This is a genomic window from Burkholderia sp. D-99 (genome assembly GCF_011605345.1).
Lineage (GTDB): Bacteria > Pseudomonadota > Gammaproteobacteria > Burkholderiales > Burkholderiaceae > Burkholderia.
Map to the genome: position 1 here is coordinate 600,797 of NZ_JAAOXM010000001.1, position 22,712 is coordinate 623,508.

Annotated in this window: 17 protein-coding genes and 1 riboswitch; of the genes, 7 read left to right on the forward strand and 10 right to left on the reverse strand. The window is 68.1% G+C overall.

The annotated features are described in order from the left end of the window. Positions 1-31: 31 nt before the first annotated feature. Together HAV18_RS02695 and HAV18_RS02700 are read right to left on the reverse strand one after the other, a co-directional pair. The gene (locus tag HAV18_RS02695; RefSeq protein ID WP_166952386.1) at positions 32-889 is read right to left on the reverse strand and encodes an SDR family NAD(P)-dependent oxidoreductase; all 858 of its coding nucleotides are present in this window, start codon (positions 887-889) and stop codon (positions 32-34) included. Between the two features lie 3 nt (positions 890-892). Further along, the gene (locus HAV18_RS02700; RefSeq protein ID WP_166952389.1) at positions 893-1,309 is read right to left on the reverse strand and encodes a nuclear transport factor 2 family protein; all 417 of its coding nucleotides are present in this window, start codon (positions 1,307-1,309) and stop codon (positions 893-895) included. A gap of 460 nt (positions 1,310-1,769) precedes the next feature. Here HAV18_RS02700 and HAV18_RS02705 point away from each other — a divergent pair, with 460 nt between their 5' ends. Next, positions 1,770-1,979 carry a hypothetical protein gene (locus HAV18_RS02705; protein ID WP_166952392.1) on the forward strand — a complete coding sequence of 70 codons (210 nt, stop codon included), beginning with the start codon at positions 1,770-1,772 and terminating at the stop codon, positions 1,977-1,979. Between the two features lie 276 nt (positions 1,980-2,255). Beyond that, complete coding sequence (locus HAV18_RS02710; protein WP_166952395.1) at positions 2,256-3,752, forward strand: FAD-dependent oxidoreductase; 1,497 nt, start codon at positions 2,256-2,258, stop codon at positions 3,750-3,752. A gap of 175 nt (positions 3,753-3,927) precedes the next feature. On the opposite strand, the gene HAV18_RS02715 is transcribed toward HAV18_RS02710, so the two are convergent. Further along, on the reverse strand, positions 3,928-5,601 hold the full coding sequence (locus HAV18_RS02715; RefSeq protein WP_166952398.1) for an acid phosphatase: 1,674 nt from the start codon (positions 5,599-5,601) through the stop codon (positions 3,928-3,930). Positions 5,602-6,081: 480 nt separating this feature from the next. Between HAV18_RS02715 and ftsH the strand changes: the two genes are divergently transcribed. Together ftsH and HAV18_RS02725 are read left to right on the forward strand one after the other, a co-directional pair. After that, on the forward strand, positions 6,082-8,058 hold the full coding sequence (gene ftsH, locus HAV18_RS02720) for an ATP-dependent zinc metalloprotease FtsH (RefSeq protein ID WP_166952401.1): 1,977 nt from the start codon (positions 6,082-6,084) through the stop codon (positions 8,056-8,058). An 83-nt stretch (positions 8,059-8,141) separates the two neighbouring features. Further along, positions 8,142-8,609, forward strand: a complete 468-nt coding sequence (locus HAV18_RS02725; RefSeq protein ID WP_166952404.1) for an OsmC family protein — start codon at positions 8,142-8,144, stop codon at positions 8,607-8,609. A 7-nt stretch (positions 8,610-8,616) separates the two neighbouring features. Here the strand turns inward: HAV18_RS02725 and otsA are convergent, their stop codons facing one another. The 3 genes from otsA to HAV18_RS02740 form a co-directional block, all read right to left on the reverse strand. Then, entirely contained in the window at positions 8,617-10,023 is a 1,407-nt protein-coding gene (gene otsA, locus HAV18_RS02730) for an alpha,alpha-trehalose-phosphate synthase (UDP-forming) (protein ID WP_166952407.1), read from the reverse strand. 632 nt (positions 10,024-10,655) lie between these two features. After that, complete coding sequence (locus tag HAV18_RS02735; RefSeq protein ID WP_208101649.1) at positions 10,656-12,275, reverse strand: methyl-accepting chemotaxis protein; 1,620 nt, start codon at positions 12,273-12,275, stop codon at positions 10,656-10,658. A 467-nt stretch (positions 12,276-12,742) separates the two neighbouring features. Beyond that, positions 12,743-14,821 (reverse strand): TonB-dependent receptor, encoded by a 2,079-nt coding sequence (locus HAV18_RS02740; RefSeq protein ID WP_243771527.1) that lies wholly within the window; start codon positions 14,819-14,821, stop codon positions 12,743-12,745. Between the two features lie 354 nt (positions 14,822-15,175). Beyond that, a riboswitch (FMN riboswitch) is annotated at positions 15,176-15,336 on the forward strand. A 66-nt stretch (positions 15,337-15,402) separates the two neighbouring features. On the opposite strand from HAV18_RS02740, the gene HAV18_RS02745 reads away from it, so the two are divergent. Next, positions 15,403-15,909 (forward strand): 6,7-dimethyl-8-ribityllumazine synthase, encoded by a 507-nt coding sequence (locus HAV18_RS02745; RefSeq protein WP_166952413.1) that lies wholly within the window; start codon positions 15,403-15,405, stop codon positions 15,907-15,909. A 105-nt stretch (positions 15,910-16,014) separates the two neighbouring features. On the opposite strand, the gene HAV18_RS02750 is transcribed toward HAV18_RS02745, so the two are convergent. Together HAV18_RS02750 and HAV18_RS02755 are read right to left on the reverse strand one after the other, a co-directional pair. Continuing rightward, entirely contained in the window at positions 16,015-16,446 is a 432-nt protein-coding gene (locus HAV18_RS02750; RefSeq protein WP_166952416.1) for a MarR family winged helix-turn-helix transcriptional regulator, read from the reverse strand. Continuing rightward, complete coding sequence (locus HAV18_RS02755; RefSeq protein ID WP_166952419.1) at positions 16,443-17,360, reverse strand: serine aminopeptidase domain-containing protein; 918 nt, start codon at positions 17,358-17,360, stop codon at positions 16,443-16,445. Before HAV18_RS02755 ends, HAV18_RS02750 begins: the two co-directional genes overlap by 4 nt. Positions 17,361-17,715: 355 nt before the next feature. Between HAV18_RS02755 and HAV18_RS02760 the strand changes: the two genes are divergently transcribed. Further along, complete coding sequence (locus HAV18_RS02760) at positions 17,716-18,627, forward strand: ABC transporter substrate-binding protein (protein WP_166952422.1); 912 nt, start codon at positions 17,716-17,718, stop codon at positions 18,625-18,627. A 70-nt stretch (positions 18,628-18,697) separates the two neighbouring features. Further along, on the forward strand, positions 18,698-19,792 hold the full coding sequence (locus HAV18_RS02765) for an LLM class flavin-dependent oxidoreductase (protein ID WP_166952425.1): 1,095 nt from the start codon (positions 18,698-18,700) through the stop codon (positions 19,790-19,792). 104 nt (positions 19,793-19,896) lie between these two features. Here HAV18_RS02765 and HAV18_RS02770 read toward each other — a convergent pair whose 3' ends face one another. Both HAV18_RS02770 and HAV18_RS02775 read right to left on the reverse strand, forming a co-directional pair. Next, positions 19,897-20,829 (reverse strand): ABC transporter substrate-binding protein, encoded by a 933-nt coding sequence (locus tag HAV18_RS02770; protein ID WP_166952428.1) that lies wholly within the window; start codon positions 20,827-20,829, stop codon positions 19,897-19,899. 34 nt (positions 20,830-20,863) lie between these two features. Continuing rightward, positions 20,864-22,651, reverse strand: coding sequence for an amino acid ABC transporter permease/ATP-binding protein (locus HAV18_RS02775; protein ID WP_166952431.1), 1,788 nt, complete (start codon positions 22,649-22,651; stop codon positions 20,864-20,866). Positions 22,652-22,712: the final 61 nt, after the last annotated feature.

The following is a 22,712-nucleotide window of genomic DNA, read 5'->3' on the forward strand; positions in this document are numbered from 1 at the left end:
AATTCCTTTGACGTTGAAAGATGGCAGGTACTCATGTGGCGTCCGGTGCGCGGCCGGCCTTGATCGCGTCGAGCGCGGCGGCGCCGTAGATCTGCGCGATCGTGTCGTCGACGCGCGGGTTGGTGCGCAGTTCGTGGCCGCCGTCGACCGCGAAGCTCTGGCCGGTCACCCAGCCCGACTCGGGGCCCGCGAGATAGCGCACCGCATGCGCGATCGCTTCCGGTTCGCCGAGCGTGCCGAGCGGAATTTGTTCGAGAAAACTGTCGACGAGCGCGCGGTTGTCGAACATCGGCGCCGTGGCTTCGGAGCGCGTGAGGCCCGGGCGCACCGCGTTCACGCGGATCTTCGCGCCGGCCAGTTCCTCGGCCGCGCCGCGCACGAGCGCTTCGAGCGCAGCCTTCGCGGTGCAGTACGCGGACAGCCAGCGGAAATTGATCTGCGCGGCCGTCGACGAGATGCAGACGATCGCGCCGCCGCCGCTGTCGGCGAGCCGCGGCGCGGCGTGACGGATCGCGGCGAACGCGCTGTGCAGGTTCAGCTCGATTTCGGCGCGGAAGGTATCGGCGTCGTGCAGCAGCAGCGGCCGGAAGCCCGCACCGCCGACCGTCGGCACGACGATGTCGAGGCGGTTGTCGAGCGCCCACGCGCAGTCGAGCGCGGCCTGCAGGTCGGCTTCGTCGCAGGCGTCGCCCGCGTGGATCGCGACGCGGCTGCCGGGCACCGCGTCGGTCAGTTGCCGTTGCGTGCGTTCGAGCGCGTCGCGGCGGCGGCCCATCAGCACGACGGCCGCGCCATCGGCGACGAGCGCATGCGCGCAGGCCGCGCCGATGCCGCCGGCGCCGCCCGTGACGAGTGCGGTGCGGCCGTCGAGGGGAAGGGGTTTGCGCATCGTTCAGCCCTCCAGCGGCAGGTCTTGCGCCCAGTCGACGTGCAGCGTGCGCGCGGCGAAGCGCCACGTGCCGCCGTCGAACACGCAGCGGTCGCGATAGCGCAGCCCCCAGTCGAGCTTGCGCTTCACGCCGTCGCGCACGTAGACGTGGCAGGCGACGCCGTAGGTCTCGACGTCGGCCTCGCCGCCGTCGAGCGTCACGAGCTGGTTGTGCACGTGATGCTGGGTCGCTTCGTAGCGCTCGATCACGCGCATGCCCGCGACGATCGCGTCGCGGTCGTCGAAGCGGAAGCCCGGGCCGGCGAGCTGCGCATCGGGCGTGAAGAGGGCGGTGAGGCGCGGCCAGTCGCGCCGGTCGACGGCTTGCGCGTAGCGGCACGCAAGTTCGTACAGCGCGTGGCGGGGATTCGAATCGGTCATGCAGTACTCCCGTGGAAGAACGGAAAGAGTCAGCCGCGCCGCGAGTGCGGACACGGCGGCATTGCGACGTCGAGGCGAAGGTTCGCATCGGACCGATGGCGACTCATCATCCATACGGAGCAGGGCGAGGGTCGGGGAAAACACCGGGGCCGGCCGCGGCGTGTCACACGATGGCGCACGGATGGTGCGGCGCAGCGACCGGTGCGCGACAAGCGTCTGACGATTGGCGCGTCCGGCTGCGACAGGCGCACAACGTGCCGTGTCTCCTCCACGTGTGCGAAGGCATGGCGCACGATGTTGCGATGCGGCACGCCGCTTGCCCTCCGCTCAGCGTTTGCCCCTAGTCGAAATGGACGATGGCCGGCGGCCGGGCGCTGGCTACCGTGCAGTCATCCGGTGCCGCATGCGATGCACGCCGGACACGAACCGCACCAGCGGACAACCGGAGGGGACGACGATCATGAGACTGACGACTCGCAAGCTGTGCGTATTGGCGATGGGCACGTTCGCTGCCATGGCGATGGCGCGATACGGTGCCGATCAGGTGCCGTCGCCGCCGTATGCGGCCGGCATCCTGCAATGCCGCTCGGTCGACGCGAACGGCCTGCCGACCGGCTGCGTGCCGATCGATCCGTTGCACTTCGGTTTCGCCGCGTTGCGCGGCATGTGACGTCGGCGCGGCCGCGCGCCGCGCAGGCGGGAAGCCGTGGCAGCGCGATGGCGTACGGACGCCTTCCGCTACGGGCACGGTGGAATCATCGCGCGCCGATCCCGCGTTGCGCGGGGCGGCTTCAACCGGGCATGAGATGGCGTGCGTCCTGCACGCGCACCGTCGCACGCCTTTCTCGGCAGCGGGGCGTCGCGGCAACGTCGCGTCGGGCCGCCTGCCCGGCCCTCGCCACATCCGCCGCTTTGCGCAGATTTCCTAAACGCTGACCCATTCCTCATGTCATCCGACTATTCCCTGACTCACCCCCTGAACACCCGCGACGTGCATCGCTGGGATGCCGAACACGATGTCGTGATCGTCGGCTTCGGCGCGGCCGGCGCCTGTGCGGCGATCGAAGCCGCGAGCGCCGGCGCCGACACGCTGATCGTCGAGCGTGCATCGAGCTACGGCGGCACGAGCGCGCTGTCGGGCGGCGAGATCTACCTCGGCGGCAGCGGCGGCACGCCCGCGCAGCGGCAGGCCGGCTTTACCGACGACACCGAGGATCTGTACCGCTACCTGATGCTGGCCGGCGGCCGCGACGCCGACGACGCGAAGGTGCGGCTCTACGCGAACGAAAGCCTCGCGCATCACGACTGGCTCGTCGCGCAGGGCCTCACGTACAAGAACACGTTCATTGACGAGCGGATCGTCGAACCGGAGACCGACGATTGCCTGATCTGGTCGGGCAGCGAGGAAGCCTGGCCGTTCAGCGAGGCCGCGAAGCCGTGCCCGCGCGGGCACACGCCGCAATGGCCGGGCTGGGGCGGTGGGCAGATGCTGATGCGCGTGCTGGCCGAACGCGTGGCGGCGCTCGGCGTCGCGACGCGCTACGACACGCGCGCGCTCGCATTGATCGTCGACGACGGCGGCGCGGTGTGCGGCGTCGTGCTGCGCGCGTATGGCGAGACGGCATTCGTGCGTGCGCGTCGCGCGGTGATCCTGTGCGCGGGCGGCTTCGCGATGAATCGCGACATGGTGCGCCGGCATGCGCCGCAGTTCCTGCGCTCGGATGAACCGATCGGCAGCCCCGGCGACGACGGCTCGGGCATCCTGCTCGGCCAGAGCGCGGGCGGCGCGGCGATCCACATGGACCAGGGCTTCGTCAGCCTGCCGTTCTACGCGCCGGAATCGCTGATCAGGGGGATCTTCGTGAACGCGCGCGGCCAGCGCTTCATCAACGAGGACGGCTATCACGGCCGCACGGGCCATCACGCGTTTCACCAGGCCGACGACCGCATCTACCTGCTCGTCGACCAGGCGACGTACCGGGAGCCGCCCGCGATCGCGCGGATCGGCATCGCGGCGGCCGGCGAGACGTGGGAGGAAGTCGAACGTGACCTGCAGATGCCGGCCGGCACGCTGACGGCGACCGTCGACGTCTACAACCGCCATGCGGCCGAAGGCGCCGATCCGCTGTTCCACAAGGCGAAGAAATGGCTGCAGCCGCTGATCGAGCCGCCGTTCGTCGCGCTCGATTGCCGGATCGACTACGCGTTCTATCCGCACTTCACGCTCGGCGGGCTCGACACGCTGCCGACCGGGCAGGTGGTCGACGCGGCGCGTGCGCCGGTGACGGGGCTCTATGCGGCCGGCCGCACGAGCTGCGGGCTGCCGCGCTGGGGCGCCGGGTACAGCTCGGGGCTGTCGCTGGCCGACGCGACGTTCTTCGGCCGGCAGGCCGGCCGTCACGCCGCGCGGGCGGGGTGTGAGGCACTGCGCAGTGCCGCGTAGCGTAGCGTTGGCAGGATGGAAATGAACGACGCCCCGGGCAATCGCATTGCCCGGGGCGCCGTCGTTTCAAGCGGCCAAGCGGCCAAGCGGCCAAGCAGCCAAGCAGCCAAGCAGCCAAGCAGCCAAGTGACCGAGCCGGCCACCCAGGTAACCGACCAACCAGGCCCGCCCGCCGTCAGCCCAGGTCGAGCGCGTTCGTGAGATCGCCCGGCGGCGTCGCGCCGCGCGCGGCGAACGCCTTGTTGCGCGCGGCCACGCCGTCGAGCGGCGCGAGCCCGTGCACGCGGCTGATGAAGCGCAGGATCGAGTTCGTGTCGTACAGCGTGTGATCGACGAAACCCTTCTTCGCGAACGGCGAGATCACGAGCGCCGGAATCCGTGAACCGGGGCCCCAGCGGTCGCCAACCGGCGGCGCGACGTGATCCCACCAGCCGCCGTTCTCGTCGTGCGTCATCACGATCACGGTGTTGTCCCATTGCGGCCCGCGCCGGATATGTTCGATCACGGTCGCGATGTGACGGTCGCCCGATTCGATGTCCGCGTAGCCCGCATGCATGTTCAGGTTGCCCTGCGGCTTGTAGAACGTGACGGCCGGCAGGCGGCCCGCGTCGATGTCCGCGATGAAGTGGTTCGTCGAAGGCTCGTCGCCGAGCCCTGCGTCGCGCAGGTGCTTGCTGCGCGCGTCGGTGCCCGGCGCATAGTTCACGAAGTAGTTGAACGGCTGGTGGTGGTACTGGAAATCGGGCACGGTACCCGTGTCACGATGCTCGAGCGCGTACTGCCACGCGCCGCTGTACCACGCCCAGTCGACGTTTTTCTCCGACAGGCGGTCGCCGATCGTCGCATAGCCCTGCGGCGGCATCACGCGATGGTCGTCCGGATCGGCATACGCGGCGTTGCCCGGGTCGGGCGGCGGCACGTAGCTCGGCTGGTACGGCGGCGCCATCGTGTTCACGCCGTAGCCGTCGGGCGTCAGCGGGCCGTCGCCTGCGAACTTCGGCGGACCGTCGAGCGCGGACGCGGGCGAATCGTCGGCGAGCTTCAGGCGCGTGCCGGCCGGATCGTTGCCTTCGACCTTCGACAGCAGCTTGGCCGCGTGCGGATGCTTGTGTGCGTCCGGATACATCGGCGGCTGCGCGGAGATCAGGAACATGTGGTTCATCCACGACCCGCCGAAAGCCGCCATGAAGAAGTTGTCGCACAGCGTGTATTGCCGCGCGAGATTCCACAGCCGCAGCGTGTCGGCCGAATTGCGGTAGTGGCCCATCACGAGGCCGCCCGAATCGGCCCACGCGGCGAACTGGTCGTTGCGGCCGCCCGCGATCTGCATCTGGTTCTGGTAGAAGCGGTGCCACAGGTCGCGCGTGATCACGCCGTTCGGCAGCGGCTTGCCCTGCGCGTCCGTGATCCGGAACGGCGCGTTCGGCAGCTTGTCGATGTCGCGCTCGGCGATCGCGTAGCGCTTGCCCTCCACTTCCTGCGCCTGCGGCACGAGCCCGCCCCAGATCTTCGGCAGCACGGGCAGCGGCGTCTTGCCGTCGCGATCGAGCTGCTGCGCGTGCTCGGGCCGCACCTCGCTCAGCGGATGTTGCACGCCGGGGAAATCGCCGTACAGGTTCGCGAAGCTGCGGTTTTCCGCATAGATCACGACGATGTGGCGCACGCGCTGGCGCAGCGCTTCGTCGATGCGCAGGTCGGCGGCGGAACGCGGCGCGCTGCCCGCCGTGGTTTCACAGCCGCTGAGTGCGACACCCGCACCGAGCGCGGCGAGGCCGCCGAGCACGCGGCGGCGGTCGGGGTCGGCGGGAAGGTCGTCGGGGCGATCGGGGCGATCGGGGGTGTCGTTCACGTCGTGGGTTCCTCGAATGGGCGGATGGACGGGGCGTGATGCGCTGCGGTGCCGCACAGGCTGCCGTGCCGCAGGAGCGAAAGCAACGGCCCGTGTTGCGTATCGGCGGGCGCGATGCGTCTGTCACAAAAATGTCACGAACGCGACTATAACGCGGCAACGGGGGCGGATGAAAGGTGTTTGTCGGACGATTCGAGTCGCGCCGAGGGCGATGCGCGACGCTCGCGCGCGAACTAGACTGGATTCAGGGGCGGCGCGTGTCAGCGTGCCGCCCGGGCGAGGATTGCCCGGCGGCGCCGGCCGACGGCGTCGTCGCGGCGCCATTGATGCGACGAAACGAGGCGATGAAGCGAGGCGACGATGGCACGCATGAATGCCGTTTCCGCATGGCTGCCGATGCCGCGCGCCGATTGCGCGCGTATCCGCGCACGTCCGCCGTGCCGCGCAGCGTAGCGTCGTGCGCACGTCCGGCCCGATGCCATGGACAAGAAATTCGACTACCCGGGATTGCTGATCGCGGCGGGCTTCTTCGTGCTGTTCGCCGCGCAGTTGCTGATGTTGCGCCCGACGTCGGCGTCGATCGCGTACAGCGATTTCCACCAGCTCGTCGCCGCCCGGCTTGTCGATGATCTCGAAGTCGGCCCCGCATCGATCACGGGCACGCTGAAGATGCCGCAGGCCGGCACGAAGCTGCCGGCGTCCGAAGCCGCGGCCGTGCAGCAGGCCGGTGCGCCGTGGCGGTTCACGACCAACCGCGTGACCGACGAACACCTGACCGACACACTGACCGCCGCCGGCATCCGCTATCACGGCGCGCCCGACACGAGCTGGATCGCATCGCTCGCATCGTGGCTGCTGCCGCTCGTGCTGTTCGTGTTCATCTGGAACATGATGTTGCGCAGGCGCGGCGGGCTGCAGGATTTCACCGGGATGGGCAAGAGCCGCGCGCGCGTGTACGTGCAGCAGGAAACCGGCATCACGTTCGACGATATCGCGGGCATCGACGAGGCAAAGGCCGAGCTGCAGCAGCTCGTCGCGTTCCTGCGCAACCCCGACCGCTACCAGCGGCTCGGCGGCAAGATCCCGAAGGGCGTGCTCGTCGTCGGCGCGCCGGGCACAGGCAAGACGCTGCTCGCGCGCGCGGTGGCCGGCGAGGCGGCCGTGCCGTTCTTCTCGATCAGCGGTTCGGCGTTCGTCGAGATGTTCGTCGGCGTCGGCGCGGCGCGCGTGCGCGACCTGTTCGAGCAGGCGCAGCAGAAGGCGCCGTGCATCGTATTCGTCGACGAGCTCGATGCGCTCGGCAAGGTGCGCGGCGTCGGCCCGATGTCGGGCAACGACGAACGCGAGCAGACGCTCAACCAGTTGCTCGTCGAGATGGATGGCTTCCAGGCCGGCTCCGGCGTGATCATCATGGCGGCGACGAACCGTCCCGAGATTCTCGATCCCGCGCTGCTGCGGCCGGGCCGCTTCGATCGCCACATCGCGATCGACCGGCCCGACGTGACCGGCCGCCGGCAGATCCTCGGCGTGCACGTGAAGCGCGTGAAGCTCGCGGCCGACGTCGATCTCGGCGAACTCGCGTCGCGCACGCCGGGCTTCGTCGGCGCGGATCTCGCGAACGTCGTCAACGAGGCCGCGCTGCATGCGGCCGAACTCGGCAAGCCGGCGATCGGCATGGCCGATTTCGACGAGGCGATCGATCGCGCGCTGACGGGCCTCGAGCGCAAGAGCCGCGTGATGAACGCGCAGGAGAAGCTGACCATCGCGTATCACGAAGCCGGCCATGCACTCGTCGCGGAAAGCCGCGCACATTGCGATCCGGTGAAGAAGGTGTCGATCATTCCGCGCGGCGTGGCCGCGCTCGGCTATACGCAGCAGGTGCCGACCGAGGATCGCTACGTGTTGCGCAGGAGCGAGCTGCTCGACCGGATCGATGCACTGCTCGGCGGCCGGGTTGCCGAAGAACTCGTGTTCGGCGACGTGTCGACGGGCGCGCAGAACGATCTCGAACGCGCGACCGCGATGGCGCGCCACATGGTCATGCAGTACGGGATGAGCGAGAAGATCGGGCTCGCGACGTTCGACGACGGCGATGCGCGCCAGGGCATCCCCGGCGCATGGCATGCGGGTGAAGGGCGCTGCAGCGAGCACACCGCACGGATGATCGACGACGAGGTGCGCACGCTGCTGACCGACGCGCATGCGCGGGTCGCGATGACGCTCGGCGAACGCCGCGATGCGCTCGAACGCATCGCGCGCCGGCTGCTGCAATGCGAGGTGCTCGAACGCGACGCGCTGCAGGCGCTGATCGACGGGCGCGTCGAAACGTCGTCCGCAGCGCCGGCGGCGCCGGACGACGAAGCCGGTGCACGCGGCGGCGCGATCGAAACGGAGCACGCGTCTGCGGTCGAGCGCGATTTCGTCGCGTACGGGCCGCCACGCGAACCCGAGCGCTGAAGGTGCCGCGAACCTGCGAGCCGCGCGCGTCGATGCGACTGCGTGCCGGCATTCCTTTCCCCGTTGATCTCCGCGGAGTCGCCATGAGCGAGGCGCACGTATCGGTCGATGTCGCGCAGCAGGCGCGTTTCTGTTTCGAAGTGGCATTTGCCGGCACGACGCTGTCGCCGGTGCTCACCGACGAGCCGCCGCCGCTCGGCGACGGACGCGGGCCGAACCCGATCCGGTTGCTGGCCGCGGCAGTCGCGACCTGTCTCGCGGCGAGCCTGCTGTTCGCACTGGAAAAGCAGCATGTCGATCCGCAGCCGATTGCCGCGCACATCGATGTCGACATGGTGCAGAACGAAGCAGGCAGGGTGCGCGTGGGCGCGATGTCGGTACGACTGTCGATCGGCAAGACGTGGGCCGATCTCGCGGCGGCGACGCGCGTGCTCGATCAGTTCGATGCGTATTGCGTGCTGACGGAGAGCCTGCGCGAAGGCATTCCGGTGTCGGTCGACCTGTGCGACGTAAGCGGCGCGGCGCTCGAATACGCGACGACGAACGCGTGAGCGCGCGTCAGGATTCGGTCGCGGCCGCGACTTCCGCCGCTTCGGCGAGCGCGTCGAGAAAGCGCGTGCGCCACCAGTGCACGTCGGTCTTGCGCACGATCGCCATCAGCGCCGCATGACGCTGGCGGCGTTCTTCGAGCGGCATCGTGAGCGCGCGCTGGATCGCCTGCGCCGTGCCTTGTGTGTCGTACGGATTGACGAGCAGTGCTGACTTCAGCTGCTCGGCCGCGCCGGCGAAACGTGACAGCACGAGCACGCCCGGATCGGCTGCGTCCTGCGCGGCGAGAAATTCCTTCGCGACGAGGTTCATCCCGTCGCGCAGCGGCGTGACGAGCGCGACGCGGCTCGCACGATAGAGGCCCGGCAAGCGCTTGCGCGCAACGGTGCGGTGAATGTAGCGCATCGGCATCCATTCGAGTTCGCCGTAGTCGCCGTTGATCGCGCCGCACAGGCTGTCCATCTCGCGCCGCAGGTCGTCGTATGCGCCGAGATCCTCGCGGCTCGGCGCGGCGATCTGGATCAGCGTCGCACGGTCGCGGTTCTCCGGATATTGCTCGAGCAACTGGCGGAACGCATGCACGCGCTGCGGCAGCCCCTTCGTGTAGTCGAGCCGGTCGACCCCGACCAGGAGCTGACGCCGCGAATACTCGTCGCGCATCCGTTCGAACATGTCGAGCCCTTCGCGATCGCGCGCGAGCGATTCGAACTCGTCGACGTTGATGCCGATCGGGAAGGCGCCGGCCGACAACGTGCGGCCGAACGCGCGCAGGCGGCCGTCGGGCAGCCGCGCGGCACCGGCTTCCGCTTCGACGTAATGCTCGAAGTGGAGAAGATCCGACTCGGTCTGGAAGCCGACGAGATCGTAGGCGAACAGCGAGCGCATCAGCCATTCGTGTTCCGGGATCGCGGCCATGATCGGCGGCGGCGGCATCGGGATGTGCAGGAAGAAACCGATCGGATTCGTACAGCCCATCGCGCGCAACTCGGCGGCGAGCGGAATCAGCTGGTAGTCGTGGACCCAGATGGTGTCGTCGGGCCGCAACAGCGTGCGCAGCTTGCGCGCGAACAACTGGTTCACGCGCCGGTAGCCGTCGGCGAAGCGACGGTCGAACTGCGCGAGATCGAGCCGGTAGTGAAACACCGGCCACAGCACGTTGTTCGAATAACCGAGGTAGTAAGCGTCGTAATCCTGCGGGTCGAGATCGATCGTCGCGAGCTGGATGCCGCCGACGTTCTGGATCTGCACCTCGTCGCCATGCGTGGGCTGATCGTCGTCGCCGCGCAGCCTCCCGCTCCAGCCGAACCAGACGCCGCCGGATTCCTGCAGGCTGTCTTTCACGGCAACGGCGAGCCCGCCGGCCGCGGCTTTACGGGGATCTGCAATGCGATTGGATACGACGACGAGTCGGCTCACTAGCTCTCCTGACGATTGTTGGGGGAAAGGTTCGTGCGGCCGTGGCGCGAGAAGCAGACGCCGCCATCGGCACGCGATGTGCGAAGCGATGGGGCCGCAATGCGATCGGACGGGAGTCAGGGCACGCGATTCGCCGTCCGAACGGGGAGTGCTTTTTTAAGCATACTCGTCATTCGTTCGTTTTAAAAGTCTGCATCGGCGGGCGATGCGCGTGCGAATGCAGCGTGATCTCCATGTCGTCGGTGTGGCAACGCACGATACATGGCCGGGATCGAAACTTGCGCGACGCTGCAAACGCAGCATGCGCCATGCCATGAGGAGGACCGCGCATCGCACGCGATCGTCCGTGACGATGCGCATTTCGGACACGCGCGCGATGCCATGCCGGTCGGTAGAACCGACCTTCGATGATGCGGCTATGCCGATGCGCGAGCTACCCGCACGCGTGCCGCGCACGCGCGACGCGAATCGGGGAAGCGCGACGTCGCGCGTGCGAACCGGCAGCGCCCGACGGCGACGATGCACAACCGCACCGCATCCCGCATGCGGCCGCGCATCGCGCGGTACGCGCAAGCGTGACGCAGGCAGACCGGCGAGACAGCGTGCGCACCGTCGTCTCCTTGCGGTATCCGTTACGCGGTGGCCGGTTGCCAGTGATGCATGGCGGGCTCTTGCGCGTACGCGCCCGACGGCGTCACGTGCGTGCCGGACGGCATCCGGAACGCGGCGACCGTTTCGGACAGCTCGCGGCCTTGTGCCTCGAGCGACTTCGAAGCGGCTGCGGCCTGCTCGACGAGCGCCGCGTTCTGCTGGGTCGTCTCGTCCATCTGCGTGATCGTCAGGTTCACCTGGTCGATGCCGCGGCTCTGCTCGGCCGACGCGGCTGCGATCTCGCCCATGATGTCCGTCACGCGCGCGACGGCCTGCGTGACGTCCGACATCGTCTTGCCGGCTTCGCCGGCGAGCGCCGAGCCGTCGCGGATCGTCTGCACCGACGCGGAGATCAGTTCCTTGATCTCCTTCGCTGCCGTCGACGAGCGCTGCGCGAGACTGCGCACCTCGCTCGCCACGACCGCGAAACCGCGGCCCTGTTCGCCCGCACGCGCCGCTTCGACGGCCGCATTCAGCGCGAGGATGTTGGTCTGGAACGCGATGCCTTCGATGATGCCCGTGATGTCGGCGATCTTCGACGAGCTGTGGCCGATCTCCGTCATCGTGTCGACCACGCGGCCGACCACCGAGCTGCCGCGATGCGCGACATCCGACGCGTTCGCGGCGAGCGTGCTCGCCTGTTGCGCGTTCTCGGCATTCAGCCGCACCGTCGACGTGAATTCCTCCATCGTCGCGGCGGTTTCCTGCAGCGACGCGGCCTGTTCCTCGGTGCGCTGGCTCAGGTCGAGGTTGCCCGATGCGATCTCGCCGACCGCATGCGCGATGCTGTTCGACGAATCGCGCACGCGGCCGACGATGCCGATCAACCGCTCGTTCATCGTTCGCAGCGCTTCGAGCAGATCGCGCGTCTCGTCGTTGCCGCTCACGTCGATGCGGCTGCCGAGATCGCCGTTCGCGACCGTGCGCGCGACGTCCACGGCCGAGCCGATCGGCACCGTGATCTTGCGCGTCAGCCACAGGCCACCGCAGGCCGCGATCGAGACCGCGATCAGGCAGATGCAGGCCAGCAGGTTGCGCTCCATCGCATAGCGATCCGCGAATTGCTGGGCGATCGCGAGTTCGCGTTCATGCGTGTAGGACGCGTACGCGTCGGTCGCGCGCACCAGTTGCGCGAGCAGCGGGCGGCAGTTGTCGTCGATGTCGGCGGTCGCCTCGTCTTTCTTGCCGGCCTGCGCGAGCCCGACGATGCGCAGCGCGACGGGCCCGTAACTGGATTCGATGCGGACGATGTCGGCCACCAGTTCGCGCGCGCGATCGGAGGTGTCGGTCGCGTTCGCCATCATGTCCTTGAGCTTCGCGAGATGCTCCTGCACGTCCTTGTGCGCCTGGTTTACCTCGGCCAGTTCGAGCTCGAGGTCGGACGGTTTGGTCACGAGCACGAGGTTGCGCGCGGCGATCGCGCGCCGGTCGACTGCGGTGCGGATCTGCGCGGACAGGGTCGCCCGCGCGCTGATGCCGTTCATGTAGCGGGAAAACTCGGCATTCGTATCGGATAGCGCCTTGAGTGCCATGCCCGACACGATCACGACGACCGCGGCGAGCAGGCCGAAGCCGCCAAGGAGTTTTGTTTTGATGCTCATTCTGGCGATTTTCACGTTGTGCCTCTGCGCGTGTGGTTGGCAAATTGGATTTATTGTTCGACCAGATACGGGCTCGTGCCGGCATTAACGGGTATACCGAATGATTCTTTACCCTTCGAAAACCCTGATATTAGTTTTTTTATCGCTGAAACCTTGTCGGGTGGGCGCTCTTGATTTCAATCGAAAAAACGCCGGAGCGCCCGTGATTAAAAGGTTTATACGTGGAATTTGAAACCGGTTTTATTGGTTGAAACAAAAACAGTCTTTTTGCTAATAATCGTCTGATGAATTTGTTTCGATTTATGGGTGAATAAGGGAATTTCGTTGCGATCTAATTGGGGAGGGAACCGATGCGTGTCGTCGGTGTGTGCCGCGCGATTGGCGGTAATGGCCGATAAACGGAAATGCGGCGCGGAGTGGAGGCGCCGCAGAGCAGCCCGCGGCGGGCGCCGCGGACCATGAGAGGGTCAGAACGTGGTGCGCAACCCGGCCATCACGCTGCGGCCGCCTTCCGGCGCGAAGCCGCGCACGACCGAGGTCGAATAGCGGATTTCCTGGTTCGTCAGGTTGTCGCCGCGCAGGTATGCGAGCCAGTGCGTCGGACCCATGCGGAACTTGTAGGTCAGCATCACGCCGAGCGACGTGTAGCCGTCCGTCGAAGCGTCGTTGTCCGGCACGCGATGCTGCGACCACGCATGCGTGACCTGTGCGCGCGCGCCGAACGGGCCGTAGCCGTAGTCGGCCGCGAGCGTCGCGCGCAGCGGCGCGATGCGCGGCAGCGGCTGGCCCGTGTCGACGTTGCGCGCATGCGTGTAGTCGGCCGTCAGTTCCAGGTCGACGGTATGGCCGCGCCGCGCGAAGGCGCGCCACTTGCCGTCCAGCTCGATGCCGTAGAACTCGGCGCGCACGCCACGGTAGATCGCCTCGTTGAGCGAGCCGTCGGTACCGGGCGCGACCGGTTCGCCGTCGTCGTTCACCACGCGGCCCGTGTTGTACTCGGCCAGGTAGTTCGAGAAGCGGTTGTAGAACACGCCGACGCTGCCGCGATTCGGGCCGCTCGCGTAGCGCAGCGACAGGTCGGTCGACACCGCTTTTTCCTTCGACGCGTTCGGGTTGCCGATCAGGAACTGGCCGGTCGCATCGTGCGGGCCGTTCGAATACAGCTCGTAGAAGGTCGGCGCGCGTTCGGTGTACGCGACGTTGGCCGCCACCGACCACACGGGCGTCAGCGAGAACAGTGCGCCGGCCGACAGGCTGCCCGCGTTGAATTCGCGCGGCTGTGCACCCGCGAATTTCTCGACGCCGGCCGGATCGGGATCGACCTTCACGTGCTCGAAACGGCCGCCGAGGCTCAGCTTGAGCGCCGGGACGACCTGCCATTCCTCGAGGCCGAACAGCGCGACGCTGTTCGTGCGCGTGGAGGGCACGAGCATCTCGTCGCCCAGCGCGGAGAACGTGTTCTGGCCGAACTGCACGCCGATCGCGCCTTCGAACGGGCCGATCTTGCGATGGGTTGCCTCGATGCGCGCCTCGTAGCCGCGATTGCGGAAGGTGGTGGCGGTTTCGCCGTTGTCGACTTCCTTGTGGCGATAGTCGGTGTACGCGAAGTCGAATTTCAGCTTCGTGAACGGCCCGCTCAAGTTGCGTACCTCGGACGCGAGCGCGAGGCGTTCCTGGCGCATCCGCAGCCGCACGTCGCTCTCCGCGACGGAGCCGTAGTTCGATTCGTAGCCGCTGTAGGACAGGCCCGCGAAGCCGTCCGTCCACGTGTACGACGCGCCGAGCGCGCCGCCGTGCACGCGGCCGTCGCTGTTCGGCACGTTGCGGTACGGCTGCGGCGTGTCGGGGCCGTCGATCGCGCGTTGCGCGCCGCTGCGTGCGTAGCCGGGAATCCGCAGCTTGCTCGTTTCGCGGTCGAACGCGTCGATGTGGAACGCGAAGCGGCCGTTGCCGCCTTCGACCTGCGCGGCGCCCGCGCGCACGGAATTCGCGCCGCCGTAGCGTGCGTCGAGCGCACCCGTCACGCCTTCGATCGCTTCGCGCGGAATCCGGTTGTCGATCGTGTTGACGACGCCGCCCACTGCGTTGCCGCCATACAGCAGTGCGGCCGGCCCGCGCACGATCTCGACGCGTTCGACCGACAGCGGATCCTGCGGCACCGCATGGTCGTACGACAGCGACGACGCGTCGTAGGCCGCGACACCGTTCTGCAGCAGCCGGATCCGGTCGCCGTCCATCCCGCGGATGATCGGGCGGCCGACCATCGGCCCGTAGGTGGTGGTCGATACGCCGGGCAGCCCGTTCAGCGTTTCGCCGAGCGAATCGGCCTGGCGGCGCGTCAGCGCATCGCCGGAAAGCTGGACGGTCGGCGCGATCAGGTCGCTGTCGCCGAGCGGGTTCGCGGTCACGAAGATCGGTGCGAGCGGCGTGGCCGGCGGCGTGCCGGATACGGCGGGTGTATCGGCCTGTGCGTGTGCGACGGCGGCGAACAGCATCAGCGAAAGGGACGAGAGCGGGCGAAGCGGTAGACGAGGGAGGTCGCGCATGGTCGGTGAATCGGTTGGAATCGGATCGGATAACGAGCGATGCGGGTCACGGCTGGATACGATATATTGTTGCGTCCGTGACGCGTAGTGACCCGTTGGAACATGGCTCGGCGAGGCTCGCCCGCCCGGAGTGGAACGGCGTCAGGCGGACGAGCACGCGAAATGATATGTTATATCATTTCAAATTCCAAGCCGGATGACAGGAAGTCGTAGGTTTTCCGTCGGATTGGTGAAAAGGCTGCTGGACAGGAGGCCGGTCACCCGGGGGCACGTTGAGTGCATGAAGTGGGCGGGTGACATCGAAGACTTGCACGACGCGAGTGTGATAGATTTCCGGCGCGGCCAATGTGCCGCGAACGTTCTCAGGGCGGGGTGAAATTCCCCACCGGCGGTAATCGCGCGATTGATTGCGTGTAGCCCGCGAGCGCTTGCCGACACGCATGTGCACGGCAAGGTCAGCAGACCCGGTTGGATTCCGGGGCCGACGGTCAAAGTCCGGATGAGAGAGAGCGGGGTTCGTTGCGTACGCAAGGTACGCGGCTTCTCCCTGTGCGCCCATTCAACTCACACAGGACCCATCGATGACCCAACTTGCTTCCCCCTCCCAAACTGCCGCGCCGCGTATCGCTTTTGTCCAGTCATGCTGGCACAAGGAGATCGTCGACCAGTGCCGAAACGCGTTTGTCGGCGGACTCGTCAACGCGAACCTGAGCCAGGCGGATTGCGATTTCTTCGAAGTGGCAGGCGCTTTCGAAATTCCGCTGCATGCCAAACTGCTCGCGAAAACCGGCAAATACGCGGCCATCGCGTGCGCCGGCCTGGTCGTCGACGGCGGCATCTATCGCCATGACTTCGTCGCGCAAGCGGTGATTTCCGGTCTCATGCAGGTGCAGCTCGAAACCGGCGTGGTGGTGCTATCGGCGGTTCTGACGCCGCATCATTTCCACGGGGCCGAGCATGTCGCGTTCTTCCACGACCACTTCCTCGTGAAAGGCGCGGAACTCGCGCATGCATGCGTCGATACGATCGGCAAGGTCGCCGCGCTGAAAGCCGAACCCGTAGTCGCCGCGATACCGCAGGCTGCCTGACGCATCAGTGTGTGCGTGCCGCCGCGTCGATTGCGCGGCGGCACGTACGCCAGTTTGTGCGGGGAACTCGCGAAGGCGGCAGCGACACGGCATTTCCGCCCTTGCTCAGCGCTCCGCAGGAAACCGCTCCTGCAGCGCGTGCAGCCAGCGCGCGACGGTATCGAGTTCATCGTCGGAAAACCCGTCGCACAGCTTGCCGTTCAGCTCGCGCAGCAGCACGCGCGCCCGCTTGAGCGCCGCGTGACCGTCGTCGGTCAGGTACAACCGCGTCGCGCGGCCGTCGTCCGAATCGGCGTGACGCGTAATGAGGCCGGCTTTCTCCATCCGGTCGGCGAGCCCCGTCATCGCGGACGGCGCAAGCTGCAGCGCGGCGCCGACTTCGCCGATCAGCGCACCGTCCTGTTTCGCGAGACAGAACAGCACGCCGGCCTGCGCGGCGCTCGCGCGGGTCTCGGTCTCCGCCTTGCGGTCGATCCAGCGCTGCACGCGCCGCTGGCCGATGTTCAACATGAAAAACAGTCGTCGGTCTTCGCTCAAGCTGGGTTCCCGGCTGCAATGGAAAGGGGGGGACGTCCCGCGGTTCGCGGCGTGTCGAGTGCCTGCGCGAGCCAGTCGGCCACGTCGGGCCACAGCACGGTACCGGGGCGGCTGCGGAAGAAGCCCATGTGCCCGACCGGGCCGCTGCCCGCCGCATGCGGATCGATCTGGCGGCGTTCGACCGCCGCGCGGGTCAGATAGCTTACCAGCAGCCCGATCGCAGTCGGGTTCGCCCACGGGTCGTCGTCGAAGCCGAGCACAAGGATCGGCAACTGCTGTTTCGCGTAACGCTCGGCCGCGCCGAGTGTCGGATCATCGAAAAAATAGTGCGGCAGCGTCGTCCAGCGGCCCCATTCGCGGAACACGCCGGCCGGCATGTCTTCGCCGAGCCCGAGGCGCTTGCCGGGCACGTAGCCGAACAGCGCCGACATCAGCGGGCCGAACACACGCAGGATCAGCCGCACCTTCAGGCGTTCGGCCGCCTGCGTGATCAGTCGCGTGCTGGCCGCATGCGTGGCGACGAGCACGGCCGCGCGCAGATGCGGCGTAGCGGCCGACAGCCCGATCGCATGCCCGCCGACGCTATGCCCGACCGCCAGCAGCGGCAACCCTTCATAGGCCTGCCGTGCCCACGCGGTCGCGGCGCCCACGTCGAGTTCCATCCAGTCGCGCATGCGTGCCTGCAGCGCGCCCAGGCGCGCGGGCCGCGACGCGCCGATGCCGCGATAGTTGTAGGTGAGCGCCGCGAAGCCGCGTTCGGTCAGGAACCGCGCGAAGCCCGCATACAGCCGCTCCGGCACGGCCGTCGCCGGATGGATCAGCACCAGTGCGCGCGGCGCTTCGTCCGGCGTCCACAGCGTGCCGTGCAGTGCGTAGCCGTCGGCGGCGGAAAACTCGATGGGTTGGGAGGTCATGGCCGTCCTCGTTCCGGGTCATTATTTCGTATGCGAAATATAGTGCGTAATTTATTTCGCGCACGAAATATCTGTCGAGGATTCATTCGAACCGGGTTGGCGGGAGGGCAGCAGGCGATATCCGGCGACATCGACCCGGTCATAAAATATTTGCATCTTTACATAGAAGAATATTGCGTTTGTTTCATAGATCGGATCGGCGTATCTTCACCGGTTCCATCCGTTCCGCCGGCCGCCGTGCACGGCGGACCACGAGGCGCCGCCATCGCGCGGCCGCCCGCCAACCTTCCGGGAGATCACGTTGCTGAGCCGAATCGTCACGGCACTCTTGCTGGCGCTTGCCGCGCAGCCAGGCATGGCCAAAGACACCGTCACGCTGCGCGTCGGTGAACAGAACTACTTCAACATCCAGGCGTCGATGGAGGCGTCCGGCGTGCTGAAGGACCTGCCTTACGCGATCGAATGGAAGCATTTCCAGGCCGCCGCGCCCGTTGCCGAGAGCCTGAACGGTAACGCGATCGATGTCGGCTTCCTCGGCGATTCCGCGTTGCTCACGCTGGCCGCGCGCGGTGCGCCGGTGAAGGTGGTCGCGGTGTCGCGCCAGAGCCTCGACGGCGTCGCGATTCTCGTCCCCAAGAATTCGCCGGTGCGCACCCTGGCCGACCTGCAGGGCAAGACCATCGCCGTATGGCGTGGCGCGTGGAGCCAGCAGCTCGTGCTGCGCGCGCTCGAACACGCCGGCCTGCGCGCGGATTCGGTGAAGTACGCGTACCTGATGCCGATCGATGCGACCAACGCGCTCGCGAACGGCTCGGTCGACGCCGTGTCGCTGTGGGAGCCGTTCGTCAGCACGCTCGCGTTGCGGCAAGGCGCGCGGCCCGTGACGACCGCGCAGGGGCTGATGCCGGCGCTGAGCTTCGTCGCCGCGAACGAGCAGGCTGCAACGGGCAAGCGCGCCGAGATCACCGATTTCCTGCGGCGCGTGGTTGCCGCGCGCCAGTGGGTCGACAGCCATCCGCGCGAGTACGCGGACCTGTGGGCGAAGCGCGCGAAGCTCGAACCGGATGTCGCGTACCGCTGGCTCAACAACGCGAAGCAGCGCGTGGGCCCGGTCGACGAGACGGCAGCGAAGGACGCGCAGAACACGGCCGATTTCCTGCACAAGGCCGGCGTGATTCCGGCTGCGTACGACACGTCGAAGCTGCTCGACCGCTCGTATGCGGGCGCGTTCGCGGCGCCTGCGCAGAAGACGGCCGCCGCGCAATGATCGTGCTGTCATTGCCACGATTTTCGTGGTTCCCGCAATTCCCTATCAAGCACCTCAAGGACATACCGACATGCCAGTCGACATCATCGGCATGATCACCGCGACGCCCGGCGCGGAGGTCGACGTACCGGGCGGCGTGGCCGTCCAGCCCGACTACGTGCGCCGCTTCGCGCAGGCGCACGAGGCCGCCGGCTTCGACCAGATCCTGGTCGGCCATTTCAGCAACGCGGCGGACGGTTTCATCGTCGCGTCGTTCGCGGCCGCCGCGACCGAACGCATCCGCATCCTGCTCGCGCACCGGCCGGGCGTGATCGTGCCGTCGGCCGCCGCGCGGCAGATATCGACGCTCGACGTGTTCAGCGGCGGGCGTCTCGCGCTGAACGTCGTGTCCGGCGGCGACGATACCGACCTGCGGCGCGACGGCGATTTCGTCGCGCACGATGCGCGCTACCGCCGCACCGGCGAATATCTCGACGTGCTGAAGCGGATCTGGCTCGCCGACGCGCCAGTCGATCACGATGGCGAGTTCTACCGGCTGCGCGGCGCGTCGCCGCTCGTGAAGGGTGCGCAGCGGCCGCATGTGCCGATCTATTTCGGCGGCTCGTCGCCGGCTGCGCTGGCGGTTGCGGGCGAGCATGCCGATGTCTACATGACGTGGGGCGAGCCGCTCGATTCGGTGCGCGAGCAGATCGCGCGCGTGCGTGCGGCCGCCGCGCCGTTCGGGCGCACGCCGCGCATCAGCGTGTCGTTCCGGCCGATCGTCGCCGCCACCGAGGCGGCCGCATGGGAGAAGGCCGAGGCGATCCGCGAGCGCGTGCGCGCGGCGCGGCTCGCGAACGGCCAGCCGATTGCCGGCCACACGCCGCAGAATGCAGGCTCGCAACGGCTGATGGCGGCGGCCGCGCAGGGCGACGTGCTCGACGAGCGGCTGTGGATGGGCGTCGCGAACCTGACCGGCGCGCGCTGGAATTCGACCGCGCTGGTCGGCACGCCCGAACAGGTCGCGCGCGCGCTCGGTGCGTATTACCGGCTCGGCGTGTCGACGTTCCTGATTCGCGGGTTCGATCCGCTCGACGATGCGCTCGACTACGGGCGCGACCTCATTCCGGCGATTCATGCGCAGGTCGCGGAGCTCGACCGGTATCACGCGGCGGCGTCGGCGTAGACACATCGCGGCGCAACGACGTACGGGCTGCTTCGATTCGCCCCGGCATTTCCGTTGCGGGATGCCGGGGCGATGTCATGTTGATCGTCGACGTATCGACGCCTTCAGAACGACGGCAACCCCGGCGGATTGGTTTCGGCGCGCGCGATCGCCTCGCTCTGCAAGCCCCAGCGCGCGAGCGCCTGCCCGTAGCGACCGCTGCCGATCAGCGCGTTCGTCGCCAGCGTCAGCGCGGGTGCGAGGCCGCTGCCGCGGCGCGTCGCGATCGCGACATCGGCATTGTTGGGCCAACCCGCATTGACGACGCCGACACGGCGGATCTTGCCGGTGCGCGCGGCCTCGTACGCGAGCGATGCGTTCGGGTTCAGCTCCGCATCGGCGCGGCCCGACAGCAGCGCGACGCGCGACGCCGCATCGTCGTCGAAATATTGCAGCTCGGCCGGCTTCAGCCCCTGCGCCACGTTGCGCTTGTTCCACTCGAGCAGGATGCGCTCCTGGCTCGTCCCCGCGCCCGTGATGATGCGCAGGCCGGCGATGTCCTTCGGCTCGGCGATCGTCGCGATCGGGCTGCCGGTGCGCACGTAGAAGCCGTGCAGCCCGAGCCGGTAGGTCGTGAAATCGTATTTCTCCTTGCGCTTCTCGGTTACGCCGACGTTGGAGATCACCGCATCGTACTTGCCGGACGTCAGCCCGAGCGGCCAGTCGGCCCAAGCGATCGGCACCAGCGCGAGCGTGCGGCCGAGCGCGTCGGCGACGAGCTGTGCATAGTCGGGATCGGCGCCGACCACGGTGCGCGCGTCGGTCGCGTAGGTCGACACGGGCGGCGCGTGCGGTGAAATCGCGACCGTGAACGCGCCTTCGCGTACCCAACGATAGCCGGCTGCCGCGCGGATCGCCGCGTCGTCGCGTTGCGCACGCACGCGGCCGGCCTGGCGCGGGTCGAGGTCCGCCGTCGCGGCGGCCGCGTGCGCCACATGCCACGGCAGGCCCGTTGCCGCGACCAGTGCGGCGGTCATGAACTGGCGTCGGTCGGTCATCGTGCGGCACCTCGCAAGCCGGCAGCGGCGCGCATCACAGCACCCGCGACAGGAACGCGCGGGTGCGCGGATGCGTCGGCGCGTCGAGCACGACGGCCGGCGGCCCGGATTCGACGATGCGCCCGCGCTCCATGAACAGCACGTTGTCCGCGACTTCGCGCGCGAAGCCGATCTCGTGCGTGACGATCACGAGCGTCGTGCCCGAGCGTGCGAGTTCCTTGATCACGTCAAGCACTTCGTTCACGAGTTCCGGGTCGAGCGCCGACGTCGGTTCGTCGAACAGCAGCACCTTCGGGCGCAACGCGAGCGCCCGCGCGATCGCGACGCGCTGCTGCTGGCCGCCCGAGAGCTGGCGCGGATACGCGTCGGCCTTATCCGCGAGACCGACGCGGGCGAGCAGCGTGCGGGCGATGCGCTCTGCGGCGTCGCGCGTGATGCCGCCGACGACGACCGGTGCCTCGACCAGGTTCTCGAGCACCGTCAGGTGCGGGAACAGGTTGAAGTTCTGGAACACCATCCCGACGGCCGTGCGCCGCGTCAGCACGTCGTGTTCCTTCAGCTCGTAGAGCACGTCGCCGTCGCGGCGATAGCCGATCAGTTCGCCGTCGATGTCGATGAAGCCGTCGTCGACGCGCTCGAGATGGTTGATCGTGCGCAGCAGCGTCGACTTGCCCGAGCCCGACGGCCCGACGATCACGGTCACGCTGCCGCGCGGCGCGACGAACGAGACGTTGTCGAGCACGCGCTGCATGCCGAACTGTTTCGATACGCCATGCACGGCCACTTCGCCGCCGGCGCGCGGCGCGACGGCAACCGTACCGGCATCGACTTCGGCGCGTGCGATCGACGCGTCGCGGCGAGACCTGACACGCCGCCACAGCACGCCGAGGCGCGCGAGCGCGAACGTGACGACGGACGGCGGCGGGTTGCGCAGCGCACCGCGCGCATAGTGCCGCTCGACCTGCACCTGGATGGCCGACAGCACGGTCAGGATGATCAGGTACCAGACGGTGGCGACCATCAGCAGCGGGATCACCTCGAGATTGCGGCGATAGATCACCTGCACCGTATAGAACAGCTCCGGCATCGCGAGCACGTAGACCATCGACGTGCCTTTCGCGAGCATGATCAGGTCGTTGAACGCGGTCGGCAGGATCGCGCGCATCGCCTGCGGCAGCACGATCCGCGTGGTCTGGCGGCCGCGCGGCAGCCCGAGCGCGGCGGCCGCTTCGAGCTGGCCCTGGTCGACCGCGAGAATGCCGCCGCGGATCACCTCGGCGGAAAACGCCGCGTGGTGCAGCGTGAGGCCGAGCACGGCCGCGAGGAACGGGCTGATCAGGTCGGTCGTCGGCGTGTCGAACCACACGATGTCGGTGAACGGCACGCCGAGCCGCACATGCTCGTACAGGTAGCCGAGGTTGTTCAGGATCAGCAGCAGCACGATCAGCGGAATCGACCGGAACAGCCACACGAAGGCCCACGCGCTTGCCGACAGCAACCGCGAACGCGACAGCCGGGCCAGCGCGACGAACGCGCCGAGCACGAGGCCGAACACCGCGCCGAGCGCGGTCAGCACCAGCGTGCGCACGAGCCCCGACAGCACCGGCGGCGACAGGAACCATTCGGCGAACACCGGCCAGCCCCATTGCGGGTTGCCGAGTATCGAATGCAGGACGATCGCGATCATCGCGACGGCGAGCACGGTGCCGGCCGTGCGCGACCGGTGGCGCGCGGGCACGATCCGGAAACGCGTGCCGGGCTCGCGCGCGCCGGGGGAAGAGAGCGGCGGCAGCGCGCCGCCGAGGTGGGTCGTGTCGCTCATGTCGGTGGAAATCCTCGAATCGGGCGGGCGGGCGCGCCGCGCACGGGCGGCGCGGCGGCGG